Source organism: Vreelandella zhanjiangensis DSM 21076, assembly GCF_000377665.1.
Taxonomy (GTDB): domain Bacteria; phylum Pseudomonadota; class Gammaproteobacteria; order Pseudomonadales; family Halomonadaceae; genus Vreelandella; species Vreelandella zhanjiangensis.
The window spans coordinates 1-21,013 of the sequence record NZ_KB898649.1; the positions used below are offsets into that span (position 1 = coordinate 1).

20 protein-coding genes and 1 rRNA gene are annotated in these 21,013 nt (G+C 53.0%); 12 read left to right on the top strand and 9 right to left on the bottom strand.

Annotated features, from left to right (window positions below; genetic code table 11):
* From D467_RS0108985 to D467_RS0109015, 7 genes are all read right to left on the bottom strand, one after another.
* A 16S ribosomal RNA gene (locus tag D467_RS0108985) occupies positions 1 to 172 on the bottom strand; the annotation flags it as partial.
* Between the two features lie 350 nt (positions 173 to 522).
* Complete coding sequence (locus D467_RS0108990) at positions 523 to 1,524, bottom strand: adenosine deaminase (RefSeq protein WP_018917179.1); 1,002 nt, start codon at positions 1,522 to 1,524, stop codon at positions 523 to 525.
* 31 nt (positions 1,525 to 1,555) lie between these two features.
* On the bottom strand, positions 1,556 to 3,283 hold the full coding sequence (gene cydC / locus D467_RS0108995) for a thiol reductant ABC exporter subunit CydC (RefSeq protein WP_018917180.1): 1,728 nt from the start codon (positions 3,281 to 3,283) through the stop codon (positions 1,556 to 1,558).
* On the bottom strand, positions 3,273 to 4,937 hold the full coding sequence (cydD, locus tag D467_RS0109000) for a thiol reductant ABC exporter subunit CydD (RefSeq protein ID WP_018917181.1): 1,665 nt from the start codon (positions 4,935 to 4,937) through the stop codon (positions 3,273 to 3,275). Before cydD ends, cydC begins: the two co-directional genes overlap by 11 nt.
* A gap of 15 nt (positions 4,938 to 4,952) precedes the next feature.
* A complete protein-coding gene (gene cydB / locus D467_RS0109005) occupies positions 4,953 to 5,954 on the bottom strand; it encodes a cytochrome d ubiquinol oxidase subunit II (protein WP_018917182.1) in 1,002 nt (333 codons plus the stop codon).
* 2 nt (positions 5,955 to 5,956) lie between these two features.
* The gene (locus D467_RS0109010; protein WP_018917183.1) at positions 5,957 to 7,372 is read right to left on the bottom strand and encodes a cytochrome ubiquinol oxidase subunit I; all 1,416 of its coding nucleotides are present in this window, start codon (positions 7,370 to 7,372) and stop codon (positions 5,957 to 5,959) included.
* 204 nt (positions 7,373 to 7,576) lie between these two features.
* Positions 7,577 to 8,551 (bottom strand): calcium/sodium antiporter, encoded by a 975-nt coding sequence (locus D467_RS0109015; RefSeq protein ID WP_018917184.1) that lies wholly within the window; start codon positions 8,549 to 8,551, stop codon positions 7,577 to 7,579.
* 187 nt (positions 8,552 to 8,738) lie between these two features.
* Between D467_RS0109015 and D467_RS0109020 the strand changes: the two genes are divergently transcribed.
* From D467_RS0109020 to D467_RS0109055, 8 genes are all read left to right on the top strand, one after another.
* Positions 8,739 to 10,079, top strand: coding sequence for a PqiA/YebS family transporter subunit (locus D467_RS0109020; protein WP_018917185.1), 1,341 nt, complete (start codon positions 8,739 to 8,741; stop codon positions 10,077 to 10,079).
* A complete protein-coding gene (pqiB, locus tag D467_RS0109025) occupies positions 10,079 to 11,752 on the top strand; it encodes an intermembrane transport protein PqiB (RefSeq protein WP_018917186.1) in 1,674 nt (557 codons plus the stop codon). Before D467_RS0109020 ends, pqiB begins: the two co-directional genes overlap by 1 nt.
* A 13-nt stretch (positions 11,753 to 11,765) precedes the next feature.
* Complete coding sequence (locus tag D467_RS0109030) at positions 11,766 to 12,380, top strand: PqiC family protein (RefSeq protein ID WP_018917187.1); 615 nt, start codon at positions 11,766 to 11,768, stop codon at positions 12,378 to 12,380.
* Positions 12,381 to 12,715: 335 nt separating this feature from the next.
* Positions 12,716 to 13,969 carry a DEAD/DEAH box helicase gene (locus tag D467_RS0109035; protein ID WP_018917188.1) on the top strand — a complete coding sequence of 418 codons (1,254 nt, stop codon included), beginning with the start codon at positions 12,716 to 12,718 and terminating at the stop codon, positions 13,967 to 13,969.
* 78 nt (positions 13,970 to 14,047) lie between these two features.
* Positions 14,048 to 14,551 (top strand): hypothetical protein, encoded by a 504-nt coding sequence (locus D467_RS0109040; RefSeq protein ID WP_018917189.1) that lies wholly within the window; start codon positions 14,048 to 14,050, stop codon positions 14,549 to 14,551.
* 6 nt (positions 14,552 to 14,557) lie between these two features.
* Complete coding sequence (locus D467_RS0109045) at positions 14,558 to 15,757, top strand: MFS transporter (protein ID WP_018917190.1); 1,200 nt, start codon at positions 14,558 to 14,560, stop codon at positions 15,755 to 15,757.
* Between the two features lie 57 nt (positions 15,758 to 15,814).
* Positions 15,815 to 16,885: an asparaginase gene (locus tag D467_RS0109050; protein ID WP_018917191.1), complete on the top strand. Its 1,071-nt coding sequence runs from the start codon at positions 15,815 to 15,817 to the stop codon at positions 16,883 to 16,885.
* A gap of 69 nt (positions 16,886 to 16,954) precedes the next feature.
* The gene (locus D467_RS0109055) at positions 16,955 to 17,194 is read left to right on the top strand and encodes a DUF2789 domain-containing protein (RefSeq protein WP_018917192.1); all 240 of its coding nucleotides are present in this window, start codon (positions 16,955 to 16,957) and stop codon (positions 17,192 to 17,194) included.
* 21 nt (positions 17,195 to 17,215) lie between these two features.
* Here D467_RS0109055 and D467_RS0109060 read toward each other — a convergent pair whose 3' ends face one another.
* Together D467_RS0109060 and D467_RS0109065 are read right to left on the bottom strand one after the other, a co-directional pair.
* A complete protein-coding gene (locus tag D467_RS0109060) occupies positions 17,216 to 17,881 on the bottom strand; it encodes a VTT domain-containing protein (RefSeq protein WP_018917193.1) in 666 nt (221 codons plus the stop codon).
* Positions 17,874 to 18,290 (bottom strand): SRPBCC family protein, encoded by a 417-nt coding sequence (locus tag D467_RS0109065; protein WP_026285689.1) that lies wholly within the window; start codon positions 18,288 to 18,290, stop codon positions 17,874 to 17,876. Before D467_RS0109065 ends, D467_RS0109060 begins: the two co-directional genes overlap by 8 nt.
* A gap of 246 nt (positions 18,291 to 18,536) precedes the next feature.
* Between D467_RS0109065 and queC the strand changes: the two genes are divergently transcribed.
* The 4 genes from queC to D467_RS0109085 are packed head-to-tail and all read left to right on the top strand — an operon-like array spanning position 18,537 to position 21,008.
* Positions 18,537 to 19,250, top strand: a complete 714-nt coding sequence (gene queC, locus D467_RS0109070) for a 7-cyano-7-deazaguanine synthase QueC (RefSeq protein WP_018917195.1) — start codon at positions 18,537 to 18,539, stop codon at positions 19,248 to 19,250.
* Positions 19,250 to 19,894 (top strand): 7-carboxy-7-deazaguanine synthase, encoded by a 645-nt coding sequence (queE, locus tag D467_RS0109075; protein ID WP_018917196.1) that lies wholly within the window; start codon positions 19,250 to 19,252, stop codon positions 19,892 to 19,894. The genes queC and queE overlap by 1 nt, the downstream gene beginning before the upstream one ends.
* Positions 19,894 to 20,727 (top strand): 6-pyruvoyl trahydropterin synthase family protein, encoded by an 834-nt coding sequence (locus D467_RS0109080; RefSeq protein ID WP_018917197.1) that lies wholly within the window; start codon positions 19,894 to 19,896, stop codon positions 20,725 to 20,727. Before queE ends, D467_RS0109080 begins: the two co-directional genes overlap by 1 nt.
* Positions 20,724 to 21,008, top strand: a complete 285-nt coding sequence (locus tag D467_RS0109085) for a YkgJ family cysteine cluster protein (RefSeq protein WP_018917198.1) — start codon at positions 20,724 to 20,726, stop codon at positions 21,006 to 21,008. The genes D467_RS0109080 and D467_RS0109085 overlap by 4 nt, the downstream gene beginning before the upstream one ends.
* Positions 21,009 to 21,013: the final 5 nt, after the last annotated feature.

Consider the following 21,013-nt stretch of genomic DNA (forward strand, 5'->3'; position numbering starts at 1 on the left):
TATTAGCCTGGGTTTCCCCAGGTTATCCCCCACTATCGGGCAGATTCCTATGCATTACTCACCCGTCCGCCGCTCGTCAGCGTCTAGCAAGCTAGACCTGTTACCGCTCGACTTGCATGTGTTAAGCCTGCCGCCAGCGTTCAATCTGAGCCATGATCAAACTCTTCAGTTTAAAATCATTGTGATTCTTACTCGTTACCCGAAGGTAACAAAAGCGAATCAAACTTGGCTCAAGGTTCAAACGAATTATACTGTGATACTCATATCACACCGTTACTTAAAAGCAACGACATGAAGAGTATTACTGTGTTCGCCTGCCTTGATATTTGGTGACTTGTCACCCTCATCGGCAAACGCCCACATGAATTACCTGATCAAATTATTAAAGAGCTACCGAAGGACGCTGCCCGTTCGATGTGGGGCGTATTCTACCCAATTTATCCGAAGGGTCAACCACTTTTTGCATTTCTTTTAAGACGATAGTGCGTCTATGGGGAAACGCCCCGCTACGGCTACCTATAGCTATTCAGGCTTCACGGCAGCCAAGCGCGCCAGCAACTCTTGGCGCCTGGATTCAGCCGTAAAGGCTTCGGTGATGGCATTGCGGTTCAACTCGACAAAAGCGTCTTCATCCCAGCCAAATGCTTCCGCGCAAGCTATATGGTTAGCCAGCAGCCCACCGCCGAAGTAGGCAGGGTCATCCGAACTGATGGTGACGTTTAGTCCTTTATCTAAAAGTGCTGGCAGCGGATGGTCGGTTAATTCATCAACCACCTTAAGACTAGTATTGGAAAGCGGGCATACGGTGAGTACCGTTTGCTGCTCATAGAGGCGATCCACGACCTCATCGCTTTCCAGGCAGCGAATGCCATGATCAATACGACATACATCCAGCATATCCAACGCTTCGAGAATATACGCAGCAGGCCCTTCCTCCCCGGCATGGGCCACCCGAGCCAAGCCTATCTCTTTGGCACGATTGAAAACTGCTACAAATTTCGAGGGCGGATGATCACGCTCAGCGCTATCCAGACCAATAGCATCCAGCAGCTTCCAATAGGGTGCGGCTTGCTCAAGCACCTGTAGCGCTTCATCGGCAGGCCGGTCGCGCAAAAAGGCCATGATCAGGCCAACACTTAGATCTAGCGTTTGCTCGGCTTCTTCTTTGGCACGTAACAATCCGGCCATGACAACATCAAGTGCTATGCCACGCTGTAAGTGAGCCTGAGGGTCAAAATGCATATCAATGTGAACAACGCCTTCACTACTGGCCCGCTTGAAATAATCCATGGCCAGATCAAAAAAATCCTGTTCGTGGCACAGGACACTCATACCCTCGTAATACAGATTTAAAAACCCCTGCAGATCCTTGAACTGATATGCGGCCTTGGCCTCATCAACGGAGGTATAAGGCAACGTAATGCCATTACGCTCCGCCAGCGCAAACATAAGCTCTGGCTCAAGAGAGCCCTCAATGTGTAAATGAAGCTCGACTTTAGGAAGATGGCGTAAAAAATCCTGCATAACTTTTCCTTAGCGCCTTAGATTAAGCGCATTACTTTCTTTGACTGAGCTCTCCAGCACTTAGGTGCCAGTGATGTTTTATCTGCTGAGTTAGTCCGCCAATAAAGCCGTGGTGAGCAAAAAAGATAACGGTGCGCCCTGCCAACCACTTAGCAAGCGCATTGGCCACCTTTTCGGCAGTGTCATAATCGATTGCAGCGAAGGGCTCATCCAGGATAACCACCGAGGGATTCATTAATAATAGCCGAGCGAGTGCAACACGCCGCGCCTGGCCACCTGAGAGCTGCTGCCCCCGCTCACCTACCGGCGTTTGCAGCTGCCTGGGAAGTGATTTAACCCACTCATCCAGCGCCATCGACTCGAGCACATCCCAAAGTGCGTCGTCGCTGGCATCAGGATTGCCTAGACGCAGATTATCTTCCAGGGAAGCATCAAAAAGATCCACCTGCTGCGTCAGCAATGCAATACGCTGGGATCGCTGGCACTCAGGCACCCTAACAGGCAAGCAGCCACCTACGCGAACATCGCCGCTAAACGGCGCAAGACGCCCAGTTAAAAGCGCCGCCAAGGTACTTTTACCTGCACCGGATCGCCCCGTAATAAGTGCCTGCTCGCCTGCCGCCAACTTAAATGACACACTATCAAGGGCAGGCTCTACACTGGCGGAATAGCGGTAAGTGACATGATCCAACGTCAAGCCAAGCCCGTGTGCAGGTAAAGACTGATCTTTATTCAATACCCGATCAGGTCCTAACGCATTTAAACGCTCGGCCGCGGCGACGCTACCTCCCAAGCGCGCAAAAGCGCCAGGAAGCGGAACGAAAACCTCATTAATCCCCAGAAGCACTAGCAGTAGCATCACAAGAATAGGCCCAGCGATTACATCACTTGCCACCATCATGCCGCCTACCCAAACCATCCCTAGCAACAAAAGCCCGGTAATGACGCCGATAATACTGTTACCCACGGCAACGCTGCGCCCAAGGCGACGCTGATTATCCAGCGCTGCGTCTTCATGTGCCTCCACCTGATTTCGATGCCAGGCGGCAGTTCGATAAGCAATCAACTCAGCGGATGCCTGCAGCTGATCAACCACTAACCGGCGAAGCCCTTCTTGATCAGCCACCTGACGATGGCTATGCGCAAAGCTTAAGCGCGCCATTCCATACGTAAGGCCCAACCAAAGGAGAAGCAGTACGCCCCCTACCCAAAGCGCAACGCCGGGCAGCCAAATGGCCATAAAGAGACTTACGCCAACAATGATCAGCAGGCTTACCAACGGCGGCATCAACAGCCGCAGATATAAATTATCCAGCGCATCGATATCAGCGGTTAAGCGGCCCAACCAATCGCTCACACGCTGGCGTCGTAAGGCAGCCTCATCTAACTGCATTAACTGACCAAAAACCCGATAACGCAGATCGGCCAACAGGCGCAGCACTGTGTTGTGGTTGTAAAGGCGCTCAACGTAGCGAGCAACCGTACGTAACAGCGCAAAAAACCGTATCCCCCCACCCGGCACATACACATCCAATCTAGCGGGCATTCCCAATAAAAAGGCGATACCGGTTAACGCACAAGCAGTAATAAACCAGCCGGAAAGCCCTAATAGTGCAAGACCGGCAGCAAGGGTTAACCAAATAAGCAAAGCGCCCAGCATAAACTGCTGCCGGCGCTTCACTATTAGCGTCACCCAAGGCAACAACGCACGGCGCGCTTGGGATAGCATGGACACAGAAGACGACGTGTCATGTTTCATAACTCATCTCCTCTAGATGGCCATTACGCATTTCAAGATGCCGCTGAGCTGCCTTAATAGCAGCTGGGTGATGGGTCGCCATGACCATTGTGCGCCCTTGGGCCGCCCATACCAGCAATGCCTGAATAACCACCTCTTCGGTTTCTGTATCCAGGCTTGCCGTTGGTTCGTCGAGCAAAATCAAAGAGGCGTCACTTAAATAAATACGTGCCAAGGCAAGCCGCTGCGCCTGACCGCCCGACAAACCTATCCCGCGCTCGCCTATCAGTGTGTCCAAACCATGGGGTAACTTATCTAACAAAGCCTTCAAACCTGCCTGACGAAGCGCCACCAGCATGGCTGAGCGATCTGCATCCGGGTTAGCCAGGCGCAAATTGTCAGCCAAACTGCCGTGTAAAAGGCTTGGCTGCTGGTCGAGCCATGCGTAACGGGGTTGGGCTAACTGCAGAGAGCCTTGAGATGGCGTTAGAAAACCAGCCAACAGGGCCAGAAGTGTCGATTTACCGCTTCCCGACGGGCCGCTAATAGCAATAACGCTGCCTTTTTTTACCGTTAGATCAATTGGCCCCAATACCCGGCCACGGCTCGCGTATTCCACGCTCACATTTTTCAATACGGCAATATCATCAGCCGCGTCAGGCTCATTCAGTAAGCTTCGTTGAATACTCGACTCGTTAAGCACCGTTACCAGGCTTTCCGCTGCGCCCAGCGCCGTCGCCCGGTCATGATAGTGCTGAGAAAGCGTTCTCAAGGGCTGAAAAAACTCTGGAGCAAGCAGCAAGACGGCCAGGCCCGAAAAAAGCGTTAATGAAGGTGCTGGCCCGTACTCGATATACCCAAGCAAGCCAAAGCCCACATACATCGCAACCACCGCAATGGCCACCGACGCAAAGAATTCAAGCACTGCAGAAGATAAAAAAGCCAATCGAAGGGTGCGCATACTCAACCGGCGATAGTCATCGGTTGCCCACCATACGTCTTTATGTGCGCTAGCCGTTCGTCCGAATAACTGAAGCGTACTCATCCCGCGGACGCGATCCAAAAAATGGGCGGAAAGACGTGCCACCGCCGCAAACTGATCGCGATTGATACGTTCAGCCCCCATACCCACCAACGCCATGAATAGAGGAATGATGGGTGCGGAGAGTAACAAAAACACAGCCACCAGATAATCAAGCTTAACCACGACTAATAGAATCAATAGTGGCAGCATGGCGACGATACGCAGTTGGGTATAAAAACGTGCAAAAAAACCGTCCAGAGCTTCGATATTCTCAACGGCCTGGGTCGCCAAGGCACCGCTTTGCTGGTAAGCCAACCATACCGGCCCCAGCGACCAATACTTATCCAGCATTTGACGCCGCGCGTGCTGGCGGATGCACAAACTGGCCTCAAGGCTAATGGTTTCTTGCGCCCACTGGCATATACCCCGCCCCAGCACACACAGTGCCAGTAAGACCAGCACGCCAACCAGCTGAGAAGGAGACTGCTGATGGACTGTGAGCTGCTCCACCAGCCACGCTAGGCCGACTACAATAATCACCGTCTGCACGCCAGCTAAAACGCCAAGAAAAGCGGCGAGATGTAATCTTCGCCGCTCTAATGTTGCTAGCGTTTTTAACCAGGAGCGAGCGGTCAATGACTGCTCTATCATCTGTATGCCCCTGGCTTAATGATACCCTTCACCCACACGCACCTTGCCGCGAAATACCCAGTAGGTCCATGCGGTATACACCAGGATAATCGGAATAACAAAAAGCACACCGATCAAAAGAAATAGCTGTGACTCAGGCGCCGACGCTGCATCCCATAAAGTGTAATTAGGCGGCACGATCATGGGCCACTGGCTCACAATCAAGCCCAGGTACGTAAACACATAGATACCGATTGTCGCGAGAAAGGGATAGCTTTCGCGGCGCTGCTTAACTGAACGCAATACCAGGAAAGCAAAGAAAAGCGCCAGCGCTGGGAAAATCCAAATGATGCGTATATGACCAAACCAACGCTCCCAAACGACCTGGTTCACAAACGGCGTCCAGATACTGACGATCGCAAAGACCACAAGCACGATGCCCAACAGCATGGGAGTGATTTTATAAGCCCAATCCTGAATATGGCCTTCTGACTTAAGAATCAGCCACGTAGAGCCCAACAGTGCATAACCTGCCATTAACCCCAGGCCCGTTACCACGGTAAAGGGCGTTAACCAGTCAAAGGCACCCCCTGTATATACAAAGCCTTCGGTTTCAAAGCCCTGAATATAGGCCCCGACCACGACGCCTTGCGCAAAAGCAGCAATCGCTGAGCCCCAGCAAAATGCGCGATTCCACCAATGGCGGTTGCGGCGCGATTTAAATCGGAACTCAAAGGCTACCCCGCGGAAAATCAATCCGGCCAGCATCAAGAAAACGCCGATATACAATGCCGGCAGAAAAATCGAGTAAACCAGCGGAAAGGCAGCCAGCAGCCCCGCCCCACCCAAGACCAACCACGTTTCATTACCGTCCCACACTGGGGCGACAGAGTTCATCATGACATCGCGCGCATCTTCATCGGGGGCGAAAGGAAAGAGAATCCCCAACCCAAGGTCAAAGCCATCCATCAATACATACATGATGACGCCAAATCCGATGATACCTGCCCAAATAATCGATAGATCGAACATTTCCATGATCAGCTCCTCACCGGGTCAACGTCATCATCAAAAGGGGTATGGGCAGCAGAAAGAGGTCGCTTAGGACGATCGGCATCTCTATCTGCCGATGCTTGCGCGTGCTCAGGCAGCATTCCGTTACGCACAACGCGAAGGATGTAGTAAATACCGGCGTAGAAAACCACGGCATATACCAGCATATAGCCAATCAGGGTAAACAAGGCCATCCACCCTGTTAGAGAGGGAGTTACACCTTCGGCGTGAGTCATGATGCCATATACCAGCCAAGGCGCCCGACCTGACTCGGTGACAACCCAACCAGCCAATACCGCAATAAAGGGTAGTGAAACCATCCCTACTAATGTTTTCAAGAAAAGGCGACTTTCGTAAATACGTCCTTTACGACGAAGCAGCAATCCCGCGAACGCAGTAGCAATCATCAACAGTCCGATCCCCACCATCACTCGGAAGGCCCAGAATACAATCATGACGGGGGGTTGCTCTTCAGGCACGGCTTCACTAATGCCGGGAATTTCGCCGTCCAGCGAGTGAGTAAGAATAAGGCTGGCCAGGTTTGGAATGCCGATCGCAAACCGGTTTTCCTGGGCCTCTTGATCGGGTATGGCAAATAGCAGTAACGGTACGTTGGTTGCCGTTTCCCAGTGACCCTCCATGGCAGCTACCTTAGTAGGCTGATGCTCTAACGTATTCAAACCATGAAAATCACCAATCACGGCTTGGGCAGGCGTCAGGAACAGCAGTAGCCATAGGCACATCGACAGCGCGCGCCGATTGGCTTCAGGGTCACGGCCGCGCATCAAGAACCAGGCACTCACACCAGCAACGACAAAGCCACCCGTGATGAAAGAAGCCATCGCCATATGCATAAAGCGGTAAGGGAAAGAGGGATTAAAGATCGCGTCAGACCAGGAGGTCACGTGAAAACGGTTGTCAATCAGCTCAACACCTGCCGGTGTATGCATCCAGCTATTGGCAGACAATATCCAGAAAGCAGAAATAAACGTACCGATCGCCACCATCGTGGCGGCTAGCAAATGGATGCCTTGGGGGACTTTTCCACGACCAAAAAGCAGAATGCCCAGAAAGGCCGCTTCAAGAAAGAACGCCGTGACCACTTCATAACTTAGCATGGGACCTATGAAGTTGGAGGCCGCCAAGGAGAAGTTGCTCCAGTTAGTACCAAACTGAAACGACATTACGATCCCTGATACCACTCCCATCCCGAAGACCACGGCAAACACTTTTGTCCAAAATAGCGCCAAACGGTCCCAAGCAGGGTTTTGCGTTTTAAAAAACAGCCCTTGCAGCAAGGCTATATAAGAGGCCAACCCGATGGTAAACACCGGGAAGATCGCATGAAAACACACGACGAATGCGAATTGGATTCGCGATAGCATCAAGGGATCAAGTTCCATTACGCGCTCCTAAGACCTGAATTAATATCCCATTAAGATTAAGACAAGCTTAGTTGAGCCATTAAAGCGCTGCATTTTAGTTATAAGCACTAAGCTTATTCTTTACTTATATTGTCATCCTACTCCTTCGATACCCAATATACACCGGCCTATTATTTTGAATACGTGTCTCATTGACGCACATCAAATAATGCTAAGAATTCATCAAGATAAAACCACAATACTTACCATATAGCCGGTATAAGCTATGAAAAGAGTAAACAGCACACCGCCTTCCAAACGATTAATTCGCCGTGGGCGTCCGCGCCATGAAAATGCAAACAGGATCATCAGCAGTGTCATACAGGTCATGATGCTCCAGTCGCGCACCAGTACTTCCCGACCCGCCTCGATAGGGGCGATAACACCCGCGAGCCCTACCACCGCCAGACTGTTAAACAAGTTAGAACCCACAACGTTACCCAGCACCATATCGTGCTCCCCACGGCGCAGCGCACTGATGGAAGAAGCCAGTTCAGGCAATGAAGTACCTATCGCCACAACGGTTAAACCGATGATCAGATCGCTAACCCCAAAGTGCTGAGCAATTTCAACCGCACCCCACACCAGCATGCGCGAGCTGATAATCAAAAACACCAAGCCAACCAACGTCCACATAATCGCTTTACCGCGTGACATGGGCTTGCTATCAAGCGATTCAGACACATCATCAACGAGCGGGTCGTTCTGCTGTTTTTTCGAGCGGATGATACTAAAGCCAATAAACACAGCCAGGGTCACTAACAAGACAGCCGCCTCCCAACGGGAAACCCAACCATCCCAAAGCATGAGTCCAGTAAGCAGCGTGACCACGATGAGAAACGGCATCTCTTTACGGATGACGCTTGAATGCACGGCCAAGGGAGCAATGAGCGCGACAAAGCCCAACACCAGGCCAATGTTGGCAATATTGGAGCCATAGGCGTTGCCCACCGCCAAGCCAGGATTGCCCTGAATAGCCGCTAATACGGACACCATCATTTCTGGCGCTGAGGTACCAAAACCTATCACCAGCATACCGATCAATAAGGGGGAAAGGCCGAGCCAGCGTGATGTAGCGGCAGCACCATCAACAAACTTCTCCGCACTCCAGATCAACAACCCCAATCCCACCAGTACCGCTAGAACAGGAAGCAACATTTCATTTCCTTATTGAACAAATATTAGGCACTATCGCGGCTGCATCCTTGACTAACCCGATGCTCCGGTCAAGTACGATATAAGCTATTATTTGGCTAAGCCGGGTTTGACAGCTAAACGGCCTAGCTTCTGTTAGTTTTACTTTGAATTCGCAGTGAGAGTGTCGCATTTGCCCCACTATCGTTTGATGAAACGCCCTTCGCTTCCGGTCAATACGCCTCTGGTAGATCGCTTACCGCCCGAAACCCGAGTTCAGCGCAGGCGCTTGCGGGCGTGCCACGAGTGTGACTGGGTATCGGCCTTGCCTCCCTTAGGCTCTGGAGAAAAAGCCAGCTGTCCGCGCTGTTCGCACGTATTGGTCAAACGTCACCGCTACCCAGCTCAGCGTAGTATGGCATTAGCCATTGCGGCACTAGTTGCATTAATAGTGGCAGTATCGTTTCCGTTTGTGAGTTTTAACGTCAGCGGTGTGGGTAACCGCATTGAGCTTGCGCAGACGGCAACAACCTTGATTGCCTTCCACCAGCCCGTGGTCGCCATCATTGTCATTATGACTATCGCCGTGCTGCCCGCGGTTTACCTACTCAGCGTCATCTGGCTGCAGTTCGGTCTTTTACATGGCAAACCGTTAGCGTTTAGTCGCGATGTCGCGCGCTCCCTTGCTCATCTGACTCCTTGGATGATGGCTGATGTATTTATTATTGGGGCGCTGGTGAGCTTGATCAAAGTCGCTGGCCTTGCGGACATCGAACTGGGAATCTCTTTCTGGGCATTTTGTGTCTTTGCAGTGCTTTTATTAATGACCACTCAATCGATTGATGCCGATTGGATGTGGTTCTCTTTAGAGGGCGAGCCCCTCGCTCCGGAAGGCACACAAACCGGGATGACGGCCGCCAGCCAAAGCCTTACAGGCTGCCCTACCTGTGGGCTTATTAATGGGTTTTCCCATGGGCATAAGTCTCGCTGTATACGTTGTCATGAAAAGCTCCATCATCGATTACCGTTTAGCTTACAGCGTACCTGGGCGCTGCTCGGCGCCGCGACCATCATGTATATTCCGGCCAATGTTTATCCTATTATGACCACCACCAGCCTAGGGCACAGCGGCTCGTCTACGATTATTGGCGGCGTGGTTCAGCTCATGCAGATGGGCTCCTGGCCAGTCGCGGCGGTTATTTTTATTGCCAGCGTTATCGTGCCGGTGGGTAAATTGCTGGCGCTTTCCTGGCTTTGCATTGCGGTACAGCGTAGCGGTCGACCCAATACTATTAGCCGCACCAAACTTTATCGAATCACCGAATTTATTGGCCGCTGGTCAATGGTTGATGTGTTTGTGGTGGCTATTCTGGTTGCCTTGATTCGCGCCGGCTCACTCATGTCGATCACCCCTGGCCCTGCCGCCCTAGCGTTTGCCTCAGTGGTGGTTTTGACCATGCTCGCCGCCATGACCTTTGACCCCCGTTTAATATGGGATGCCCCCAAAACCAAGGCATCCACATCAGATAATCGCCACTCAGGGAGCCATTAATGGGTAATGATACCCCGATAAACAATGAGCAAGAGCCTGACCTGAACAAGGCCAAGTCTTCTCGACAAACGCGTCTTTCACCCATCTGGATTGTGCCTATTGTGGCGATCATTATTGGGTTATGGCTGGTATATGATAACTACACCAGTCGCGGCACGCTGATAACATTAACCATGAACAATGCCGAAGGTATCGAAGCGGGCAACACCCTCATTCGTAGCCGTAACGTTGAGATTGGGTTAGTGCAAAACGTCCAGCTCTCTGAAGACTTGAGCAGTGCCGTAATCACGGCCCGCATTCAGCCACAGGCCGACAAACTGCTGCGCGAGGATAGTCGTTTCTGGGTCGTCAAACCGCGTATTGGCCGTGAAGGCATCAGCGGCCTGGGTACCGTACTCTCAGGCGCCTATATACAGCTTGAACCCGGAACTTCTGAAGAGCAGCGCCGCGAATTCCCGGTCAGCGATGTGCCACCGGTCGCAACGGCAGGCATGGCGGGTCTCAACATCAGCTTGATTAGTCAACTGGGCAACTCACTGCGCGTGGGCGATCCGGTTTCTTATCAAGGCTATACCGTTGGCCGTGTAGAAGAAGCCAGCTTTGATCCTGAATCGCGTACAATGCAGCATCAGATTTTTATTGAAGAGCCTTACGCACAGCTGGTTACCGACAGCACGCGCTTCTGGTCGTCCAGCGGCGTAGACTTTCGCCTGGATGCCAATGGCTTCCGGGTAAACGTCGAATCGCTTGAGGCCCTTTTGGGTGGCGGTGTCACGTTTGGCGTGCCTGAAGACTTGCCCATGGGCAGAAAGGTAGAACCCGGCGCCCGGTTTAATCTTTATGCCGATGAAGATGATGCCCGCGAAGGCACCTTTAACCGCTATTTAGAATACGTCCTATTGGTTGACGATACGGTACGCGGCCTTTCACGCGGCGCGCCTGTTGAATTTCGCGGCGTTCGGATGGGCACCGTAGCGGCGGTACCCTGGAACTTTACCGCGCCACAGCCCGACTCCCGCGCCCGCTTTGCGATTCCCGTGCTAATTCGCATTGAGCCCCAGCGCCTAGGTATTGAAAACTCAGATATCGACCTGGATGAATGGGAGGCGCGCTTTAACCGTTTGTTTAGCATAGGCCTTCGCGCCTCGCTTAAAAACGGCAATCTATTGACCGGCGCTCTATTTGTCGATCTTAACTTTCAACGCGATTCCGAAGAGAGATACATCGCTGAAACTTTTTCAGATCGAACGGTATTTCCCACTGTGGCCGGAGGATTTGCCCAAATTCAGGCGCAAATTACCAGCTTGCTGGATAAGCTAAACGCGCTTGAAGTGGAGCCTTTACTTGCCGGGCTGGATCGCAACCTGCAGGCTTCTGAGCGCATGCTTGATGAAGTACGGGGCGTCAGCACCTCGCTCAATCAGCTATTAAATGATCCTGAAACCCAGGCGGTGGGTGGCAACCTCAATGCGACGCTTGAAGAACTTCGCAGCACGCTACAAGGCGTTTCACCCTCGTCACCGGCGTACCAGGATCTTACTTCAGCCATTGAGCGCCTGGACCGGTTAATGCGTGATTTGCAACCGCTAACCCGCACCCTGAATGATAATCCGCGGGCGCTGCTGTTTGATAACCTGGATGCTCAAGATCCGATACCGCGTGCACCGCGCTAAGAAGGACAACGTTATGCGCTTACTATGTTTAAACCGCTTATCGCTGCTGGGTTTAAAAGGCTTATCGCTGCTGGCCCTATGCCTTATGCTTACCGCCTGTGCAAGCACCGTCACTCCTCCTGCGCGCTATATGCTACCCAGCAGTCAGTTGGCCAACACGCCGAACAATCCTCAGGGAACACTGCAGCTGAGTTCGCCGCGGCTTGCTCACTACCTGGATGTCGACGGCATCATCATGCAGCTGGATGATATTACGCTTAACGAAGCACGCGAACATCAGTGGGCTGAAAGCATTGGCCGACAGCTTTCGCGCAGTTTGCGTACGCGTTTATCCCAAGAGCTACCGCTGATTCGGGTAGTGCGTGACGACATTAGCCAGCCCGAAGCACTTAGCCTGCGCCTGGAAGTCGACCAGTTCCAGGGGCGTCACGATGGCTTGGCGATTGCAACCGGCCAATGGCAGTTACGCAGTGCCAGTAACGAGCTGCTTGCCATGGAGAGCTTTTCAGCACAGACGGCGCTGGATGACGATGGCTACCCCGCTTTGGTGCGCGCCTTAGGCGCCAGCTGGGATGACGTAGCCAAACAAATTGCCGATCAGATACGTCAAGGCAACTATTTTAACTAATCACGATTTCGCCAGGCCTAGTCTCGTCAACCAAACGCGACAAGTATGCCCGCCTTGTACAATCTTCATGTTACACTGGCGGGCATATTTAGGGTTGCAACATATTGCAATACCCGCTGTCAGAAGTATCCACTGTTAAATGCCCGTCTCTTCCATACTGACCACTCTATTTCGTTATGGTCATTCGTGGCTAATCAACGATCATCGCGGTGTAGCGAATTATCTGGCAAACTTCGCTGCCGCGATGATTATTATCCTCGCCTTTTGAAAAAAATACGCCTAGCAACAACGCTTTTTAAGTAGCTGTTGCCTTGTTAGGCGACTGCGGAGAACGCATGAGCTTTTCTGAACTTGGTCTGCATGAAGATTTATTACGCGCCATTACGGCGCAAGGCTATACCCAGCCTACCCCGATCCAATTAAAGGCCATTCCGGTTGTTTTAGAAGGTCGCGATTTACTCGCGAGCGCCCAAACGGGCACAGGTAAAACGGCAGGTTTTACCCTGCCGATGCTGCAGCGTCTTTCAGGTGGCAAGCGCCCCGGAAAACGTCAGATTCGCGCGCTGGTGTTAACCCCCACGCGCGAGCTGGCAGCCCAGGTAGGGGAAAGTGTATCCACCTATGGCAAGCACCTCTCTTTACGCTCACATACTATTTTTGGTGGCGTCGGCCAACAGCCTCAAGTCGATGCGATTAAAGCCGGCCTGGACGTATTGATTGCCACGCCGGGTCGCCTGCTGGACCTTCAGCAGCAGGGCCATGTCGATCTTTCGGCTATCGAAATTTTAGTGCTTGATGAAGCCGACCGCATGTTGGATATGGGCTTTATTCACGACATTAAACGCGTGCTGCGCCTGGTACCCAAGCAGCGTCAAAATCTGCTGTTCTCAGCCACGTTCTCCAATGAAATTCAAACGCTGGCCCAGCAGTTACTGGATAATCCGGCGCTTATTGAAGTTGCTCCGCGTAACACGACCGCCGAAAAAATCGAACAGGCCGTTTACCGCGTAGATCGCGATAAAAAGCGCGAACTGCTGGCCCATCTGATCCAGCGCCATGGCTGGTTTCAGGTATTGGTTTTCACCCGTACCAAGCACGGAGCCAACCGGCTTGCCGAGCAGCTTTCCAAGCAAGATATTCCGGCCATGGCGATTCACGGAAATAAAAGCCAGGGCGCGCGTACGCGAGCACTGGGTGCGTTCAAAAGCGGTGATCTACAGGTACTGGTCGCCACCGATATCGCCGCGCGCGGGCTTGATATCAGCGAGCTCCCCCACGTGGTGAATTTTGAACTGCCTAACGTCGCCGAAGACTACGTACACCGCATTGGTCGTACAGGCCGGGCCGGCAGCAATGGCGCAGCAGTTTCATTGGTATGTGTCGATGAGCATGGACTGCTGGGCAATATCGAGCGCTTAATCAAGCAAAACCTGACCAAGCATATCGAACCCGGCTTTGAGCCCGACCCGAACGCCAAACCCGAGCCCATCGAGAATGGCCGTCGTCAGCGCCAACCTCAAGCGCGCCGTAAACCGAGTGGCGAAGCCGCAAAACCCAGCGGTGAACGCCGCCGGCGCGCGCGCCGCTAGCCCATCGGAAAGGAATATGCGAAGGTTATGCCCTCGCATATTCCGATGCGTTGACTAAAACATTTTCAGGGAGCGATCATGTCCTCATCTCAACTTATTGCTGACTACCGGCAGTGGCTTAGTTTTCAACGTCAAGAACAGCTTAGCCGTGAGCACCAGGGGATTTCACAACGCCTGGAAGATGCTCGCGCCTCTTCAAAACAGGTCGTCCAGGCTTACCGCAGCATGGCGGAAAAAGCATCCACTGAAGGCGCCTGCTACCGCACGCTGTTTCTACGTGAACGTGATGATAATGTAGCGCTGCCCTGTGAAGGCTGGCTGTTTATTCGCCGCGTTTTGAGTGAAGACAACAGCACCCGCGTACGCGCCACGCTGATTGAAACATTTACGCTGGAAGACGGCACTATTGCACCGGGCGACAAACCCGCTCAAAAAGTGACGCTGGAAATCTACGACAAGCTGGATATCAATCAGGGCATGCGCACCAGCGTTCGTGTTGATTGCCTGGAAACGCCACAGGATTACAACTTCATCACGCTACTTGATGCAGTTCGCGGTGATTTACGCCCCCACCTCAAGTAAACACTGATGATTTCCCGTCGCTCGCTCACCTTTATTCTATTGATGGTTGTCGTGGGGCTGAATTTACGCCCCGCGCTTTCCTCAGTGGCACCTCTGCTCACTCGCTTACAGGAAACTGCAGGGCTTTCGGCCGCAAGCGCGGGGGTCCTTACCACCCTTCCCGTGCTGTTCCTAGGTTTAGCTGCGCCAATGGCGCCACTGCTGGCCCAACGCCTGGGTAGTGAGCGAGCGCTTAGCGCAGCGCTCTTACTGCTTGCGGCAGGCTTAATTCTGCGCGGCTTGCCACTGCCAGGTGTGCTGTTTATAGGCTCGGCCATGGCCGGTGGCGCCATTGGGATCAGCGGCACCTTGTTGCCTGCACTTGTTAAGCGCGAACTACCTGAAAGCGCTGATCTCCTGACAGGCCTTTACACCATGGCGCTCTGCCTTGGCGGGGCACTGGGTGCTGGTCTAAGCGTACCTCTCACCGATTGGCTAGGGAGCTGGCAGGCAAGTCTTATGAGCTGGGCATTGCTTGCCGTATTTGCGCTCGCGCTTTGGCACTTTCAGATGCCTAACAGCCACACCCAGCATGCACCTCAAGTTCCTAATGCCGGTCTTTTACGGCTACTGCGCAAACCGCTCACATGGCATGTGATGCTGTTTATGGGCATTCAATCGTCGATGGCCTATATCGTGTTTGGCTGGCTACCTACACTACTGGTCGACCGTGGTTACGATGAGGCCAGCGCGGGCTGGACTATGGCTATTTCAATTATGTGCCAGTTGGGCTCAGCTCTGGGCGCACCTTGGCTTGCCAGGCTGGGTCGTGACCAGCGGCCTGCGCTTTTACTGGTATTACTCAGCACGGCAGCCGGGCTTTGGATGCTGCTGATTGCGCCCCTGGCATGGAAATGGCCCGGCGCTGTCTTTTTAGGTTTAGGGCAAGGTGGCAGCTTCAGCTTAGCGCTTAGCCTGCTGGTATTACGCACTGCCAATTCACGCCTGGCAGGCCAGCTATCCGGCTTAGTGCAAGGCGGAGGATATATGATCGCCGCTCTGGGCCCCTTTAGCGTCGGTTTGCTGCTTCAATCAGGTATTCACGCTGATCATATTGCCTGGCTGTTGATTTTATTGGTTGGTATCTGTTGCGGTTTTGCCCTTCTGGTGGGGCGCAGACGTCAGCTGGATGATCAAAACGGTGTTCTTCAGGTCCACCGCCATTAACCCGTACTGCCTTTAAAAGCATTTTAAAAACATCATTGAAAGCGTTAGGAAGACCGTATGAGTACCTTATCCCGCTTAGCCCAAGCCACCCCCACCCAAGAGCGCCTTTTGGTGATTTATACAGGTGGAACCATTGGTATGCAGCAGGCAGATAACGGGCTTACCCCCGGCGGTAATTTTGCTCAGCGTATGGCAAAAGCGTTAAGCCAACTGCCTATCGCGCAGCAACAGTTACTGCCAGCCTATGATGTTATTAGCTATCCCACTTTAATTGATTCCAGTACGGCCACTCCAGTTAACTGGCAGCTGTTGGCGGGCGATATTTCATCCCGTTTAACCGGGTATCGTGGCTTTGTAATCATCCACGGTACCGATACGCTTAGCTGGACCGCGGCCAGCCTCGCCTATCAACTTCAGGGCGTGGATCGTCCCGTCGTATTAACCGGCGCCATGCTGCCGCTGGAAGCGCCCGGTAGCGATGGACTGGATAACCTGCACGGCGCTCTACGCTTTGCGGCCACTGCCGAGCTACAGGAAGTAGCTATCTATTTCGCCAACCGGCTGATGCGCGGCGTAAGGGCGATAAAGCAACATAGCAGCGCATTAACAGCGTTTTCGACCCCCGACTACCCACTACTTGGCGAACGAGTAGACGACGACTTCGTTTATTATCCAAGCCGTGGGCTGGGGTTACAGCAGCGTGGTGCGCCGCGCTTTGAGCTATCCGATTACCAAGGCCTAAGCCAAGGGGAAGTGGTACGTATCGCGCTGTGGCCAGGTATGGCGGCCTGGCAGCTGGATGCCTGGCTAAGTGACCCACGTGTTAAAGGAGCGGTTTTACAGCTTTGGGGGGCTGGCAATCTACCCAACGACCCGGCGTTGCTTAACCTCTTGGCCGCAGCCAGCGGTGAGGGGAAGCTATTGGCGGCTATCAGTCTTTGCCCGGAAGGCAGCGTCCACATGGGCGCTTATGCGGCGGGCCAAGGATTGACGGATGCCGGAGTGTTATCGGGAGACGCCATGACGCCTGAGGCCACGTTTACCAAGCTGGTGCATCTGTTGGCCCAACCCATTGGCTTCGATGTGCAGCGCCAGCGTTTTCTCACCTCGCTAGTGGGCGAGCGCTAATAGCGGTTGCGAAATCAATAATTTACGCTATGGTTAACCAGTAGCAACCCATTGAAGGAGCGCATAATTATGGAAAAGCCGGTGCATTTTTTTAGTGATCTTTTTGAACAGCTAGGCCTACCTTCAGATCCCGATTCGATTGAGCAATTTATCAAGCGTCATCGCCCCTTACCCAAAGAGATGTTGCTTGCCGACGCTCCTTGCTGGAACGAAGGCCAGGCCGACTTTCTTCGCGAAGCGATTGAAGACGATGCCGACTGGGCGGAGTTGGTTGACCACCTCGATGTAGCAATGCACCAGGGCGGTTAAGTTTTTTTATTACCATAGAGCTTAACTTTTGGGCGCTGCTCTCGAGCGGCGCTTGAACCAGGCCCCAACCAATAAAAGAAGCGTTAATGCAAGAAGCGGTAGCAGCACGTCAAACTGTAACGGATCTCCCTCCTCTATAGCTTCAATTGCCCCGTATATAGCACTGCTGTAAACCGCCCATTTAACCGAGAGGCCAATGGCCGCCGCAAGCAAAAAAACCGTTAGCGGAATACGGCTTAATCCCGCCGCAAAGTTGATAACCGCGTGAGGGAAGCCGGGCAGGATGCGCAGCGCGCACTGAGTGAGCAAATCACTTCTATCCTGAAGCGTTTTCATTATTTTAAGAGTCAGCCCTTTCGGCTGCCACGCAGCGCTGGTGCGTGCCGCCAATTGATAGCCGCCAAATGCACCAGCAACGCTTCCCAGTGTTAACAGACAAGTGGCGATAAGCGGAGGATAAAAAGGTGCTATCAACCATAAGCCGATACTTGACGGCAAGCCGGTTGCCAACGTAACCGCCATAATAACGACCACACCAGCAACGACTACTGGATGATGCATCCATTGTGACATGCCGTACTTAACGGTCATTAAATCCGGTGAATAGCTAATCCATAAGAAGGCCACCAGGGCAATACAACCAGCTGCTACGCCCAAGCGCCAGTAAAGGCCTAAAGCTCTATACATTCAGTCGCGCCTCAACGCGCTCCAGAATCTGCCGGCTTACCTTACCCACTAACGGCTTGGCGGCCTTGTTAACGGCTTTTTCCATTAACCGGTTACCGATTTCATAGCTAAGCGTTAATGACACTTCCGTTCCTTCAGGCACTTCACGTAGCTGATAACGTCCCTGATTTTTCACCCCGTCAATGGACTCCCAGGCAAGCACATGCGGCGCCTGAATCTCCGTCACCGCTACTTCAAATGCCCAATCCATACCCACGGCACGTACATGCCAACGGTAGTGATTATTACCCAACGTATCGATAGAGCGTATTAAGTCGGAATAATCAGCAAAATCTTCCACTCGACGTAATAACTCAAACACGCGCTCGGGCGGTGCGTTAATAATTTCACTGTGTTCTATAGTGGCCATAATTGCCTCTAACCGCTCAAAATATGAGCTTAGCATGTTGCGCAAATCGGGGCCTGCTGACGTTTCACCGCAGTCACCCCGCAACGTCAAATGTCCAAAATATCGAATAAAAAAATAGCAGCTATCAGGACTTGCGCTGGTCAGATGCGTTCTCATTGCGTAAACTGCCGCCCTTCCGGACCGGACCCCGGCACTTTGTTCAGCGCTTACGCTGCACGAAAAATTCTCCGACAACGAGTATCAAGTATGTCTAGCACTTCTTCTACCCCCTCTGTTTTACCAACTTCCACGGTGGTCATTTATTCTGGCGGCATGGATTCCTATACGATACTCCATCGCGCGATTCGCGAAGGCCTGGATGTTCACGCGCTGTCTTTCGACTATGGGCAACGCCATGCCCGCGAGCTGGATGTCGCAGCGCGCGTCTGCAAACAGCTGAATATTCCCCATCAAATCGTGGACATTCGAGCCATTCACAGCTTGATTGATAATTCAGCCCTGACCAATCCCGACCAAGCCATGCCCACAGGTGACTACGCGGATGATAATTTACGGGCCACCGTTGTCCCCAACCGGAATATGATTCTGTTATCCCTGGCGATTGCCAAGGCGGTCAATATCGGTGCAGGCCGTGTAGATTATGGCGCCCACGGCGGTGATCACGTTTTATATCCCGATTGCCGGCCTGAGTTTGTCGACGCCATGAATCATGTTGCGGGCATTGCCAACTTTGAGTCTGTATCACTGCACGCTCCTTACCTGCGCACGTCCAAAACCAACATTTTACGCGAAGGTCTGGCTATGGGGTTGGACTATCAACATACCTGGACCTGCTATGAAGGGCGCGAACTGGCCTGCGGTGAGTGCGGTAGCTGCCGTGAACGTCTGGATGCCTTTGCGGCGAACAATGCCGTCGACCCACTGCCATACGCCCCTCAGACTTCCCAGGAAAGCCGCTGATGTATCATGTTAAAGAGGCCTTTTACACCTTGCAGGGTGAAGGAGCGCAAGCGGGTCGTGCGAGCGTCTTTTGCCGCTTCAGCGGGTGTAATTTGTGGTCGGGGCGTGAGGCTGATCGCGCCACCGCAAAATGCACGTTCTGCGATACGGATTTTATCGGCACCGATGGGCAAAACGGTGGGCGGTTCATAACGGCGGCTGATTTAGCCGCTCACATCCGTGCGTTATGGCCAAAAGACGCTTCAAACGCCGTACCGTACGTGGTGTTTACCGGCGGAGAGCCGCTGCTTCAGCTGGACGCGCCATTAATTGACATGCTTCACGATGAAGGCTTTGAAATCGCCGTTGAAACCAACGGCACGTTACCGCCTCCCCCCGGCATTGACTGGCTATGCGTGAGCCCAAAGGGCAATAACGCACTGGCAGTTAGCGGGGGAAGTGAATTGAAGCTGGTCTTTCCGCAAGTGGACGCACAGCCTGAGCAGTTTAAACACCTGGCTTTTGACCACTTCTTTTTGCAACCCATGGATGTAAGCCCGCTGGGCCAGCAAGCCGATACCATTGCCAGTGCCACACAGTATTGCATGGCTAACCCCCAGTGGCGCCTTTCGCTTCAAATGCACAAAATAGCAGGGTTTGACTAATGGCTTTATTTGTAAATCAGTTAACCCATATTGATGTGTCTTTATGGTGCCCTCAGCGTGGGCTTGTAGGCTGCAGCTGGCAGGTGGACGCACTCCTTGAAGGAGCGCTGGGTGAAGACGGCATGCTGTTTGATTTTGGTGAAGTAAAGCCTTGGATCAAGCGCACCCTGGATGGTGGGCTTGATCATACGCTGCTGATTCCTACTCAAGCGCCGGGCATTACCGTCACCGAATGTGACGAAGGCCTTTGTATCCGCACAACGACCCCCTACCCCATGGAAGTGCGCGGGCCTGCCGAAGCGTTTAGCCTACTTCCCTGGGAAAGCGTTACGCTTGAACAGGTAGCCAAGTATTTAAGCCACACGCTAACCGAGCAGCGCCCGGCCAACGTTGACCGCGTCACGCTGACGTTGAGTGATGAGGCGATTAACGGGGCAGCCTATGGCTACAGCCATGGCCTGAAACGCCATCAGGGTAACTGCCAGCGGATTGCCCATGGGCACCGCTCACGGCTCGCTATCTGGCAATCAGGTGAGCGCCAATCGGGGTTAGAAACACACTGGGCCAACTGGCTGGATAACCGGTATCTGCTCGAACAGGCCGATATTGAACACCAAGATGATGAATTTTTAACCTGCAGCTACCAGGCCGCCCAGGGGGCTTTTACCATTCGCCTGCCGATAAACCGCTGCGCGGTCCTTCCGGGGCCCACCACGGTTGAAAATATTGCTATTTGGCTGGCACGCAGCATCGCCCAAGATAGTGGTCAGGCAACCCATGTACAGGCGTTCGAGGGCATTAATAAAGGCGCGTTTGCGGAAGCGGCTCCATGAGCGATGACGACATCATTGCAAAACAGCCATCAGGCTGCCGGGCGGGGTGCGGCGCGTGCTGCATCGCGCCCTCTATCAGCTCAGCGATCCCCGGCATGCCTCAGGGCAAGCCCGCCGGGGTACGCTGCATTCAGTTAGATGAAGGCAATTTATGTCGTCTATTTGGTGATCCGCGCAGGCCCGAGGTGTGCGGCAACTTTCAATTTGATATCAGCGTATGTGGCGAGCAGCGTGAACAAGCGCTCGCCACATTGGCCTACCTTGAGGCCGAGACACGCTAAGAATT

Bases quoted from the DNA above. Each gene is read 5' to 3' on its own strand.
- D467_RS0108990 (WP_018917179.1), bottom strand. From the start codon at position 1,524: ATGCAGGATTTTTTACGCCATCTTCCTAAAGTCGAGCTTCATTTACAC.
- cydC (WP_018917180.1), bottom strand. From the start codon at position 3,283: ATGAAACATGACACGTCGTCTTCTGTGTCCATGCTATCCCAAGCGCGC.
- cydD (WP_018917181.1), bottom strand. From the start codon at position 4,937: ATGATAGAGCAGTCATTGACCGCTCGCTCCTGGTTAAAAACGCTAGCA.
- cydB (WP_018917182.1), bottom strand. From the start codon at position 5,954: ATGGAAATGTTCGATCTATCGATTATTTGGGCAGGTATCATCGGATTT.
- D467_RS0109010 (WP_018917183.1), bottom strand. From the start codon at position 7,372: ATGGAACTTGATCCCTTGATGCTATCGCGAATCCAATTCGCATTCGTC.
- D467_RS0109015 (WP_018917184.1), bottom strand. From the start codon at position 8,551: ATGTTGCTTCCTGTTCTAGCGGTACTGGTGGGATTGGGGTTGTTGATC.
- D467_RS0109020 (WP_018917185.1), top strand. From the start codon at position 8,739: ATGAAACGCCCTTCGCTTCCGGTCAATACGCCTCTGGTAGATCGCTTA.
- pqiB (WP_018917186.1), top strand. From the start codon at position 10,079: ATGGGTAATGATACCCCGATAAACAATGAGCAAGAGCCTGACCTGAAC.
- D467_RS0109030 (WP_018917187.1), top strand. From the start codon at position 11,766: ATGCGCTTACTATGTTTAAACCGCTTATCGCTGCTGGGTTTAAAAGGC.
- D467_RS0109035 (WP_018917188.1), top strand. From the start codon at position 12,716: ATGAGCTTTTCTGAACTTGGTCTGCATGAAGATTTATTACGCGCCATT.
- D467_RS0109040 (WP_018917189.1), top strand. From the start codon at position 14,048: ATGTCCTCATCTCAACTTATTGCTGACTACCGGCAGTGGCTTAGTTTT.
- D467_RS0109045 (WP_018917190.1), top strand. From the start codon at position 14,558: ATGATTTCCCGTCGCTCGCTCACCTTTATTCTATTGATGGTTGTCGTG.
- D467_RS0109050 (WP_018917191.1), top strand. From the start codon at position 15,815: ATGAGTACCTTATCCCGCTTAGCCCAAGCCACCCCCACCCAAGAGCGC.
- D467_RS0109055 (WP_018917192.1), top strand. From the start codon at position 16,955: ATGGAAAAGCCGGTGCATTTTTTTAGTGATCTTTTTGAACAGCTAGGC.
- D467_RS0109060 (WP_018917193.1), bottom strand. From the start codon at position 17,881: ATGTATAGAGCTTTAGGCCTTTACTGGCGCTTGGGCGTAGCAGCTGGT.
- D467_RS0109065 (WP_026285689.1), bottom strand. From the start codon at position 18,290: ATGGCCACTATAGAACACAGTGAAATTATTAACGCACCGCCCGAGCGC.
- queC (WP_018917195.1), top strand. From the start codon at position 18,537: ATGTCTAGCACTTCTTCTACCCCCTCTGTTTTACCAACTTCCACGGTG.
- queE (WP_018917196.1), top strand. From the start codon at position 19,250: ATGTATCATGTTAAAGAGGCCTTTTACACCTTGCAGGGTGAAGGAGCG.
- D467_RS0109080 (WP_018917197.1), top strand. From the start codon at position 19,894: ATGGCTTTATTTGTAAATCAGTTAACCCATATTGATGTGTCTTTATGG.
- D467_RS0109085 (WP_018917198.1), top strand. From the start codon at position 20,724: ATGAGCGATGACGACATCATTGCAAAACAGCCATCAGGCTGCCGGGCG.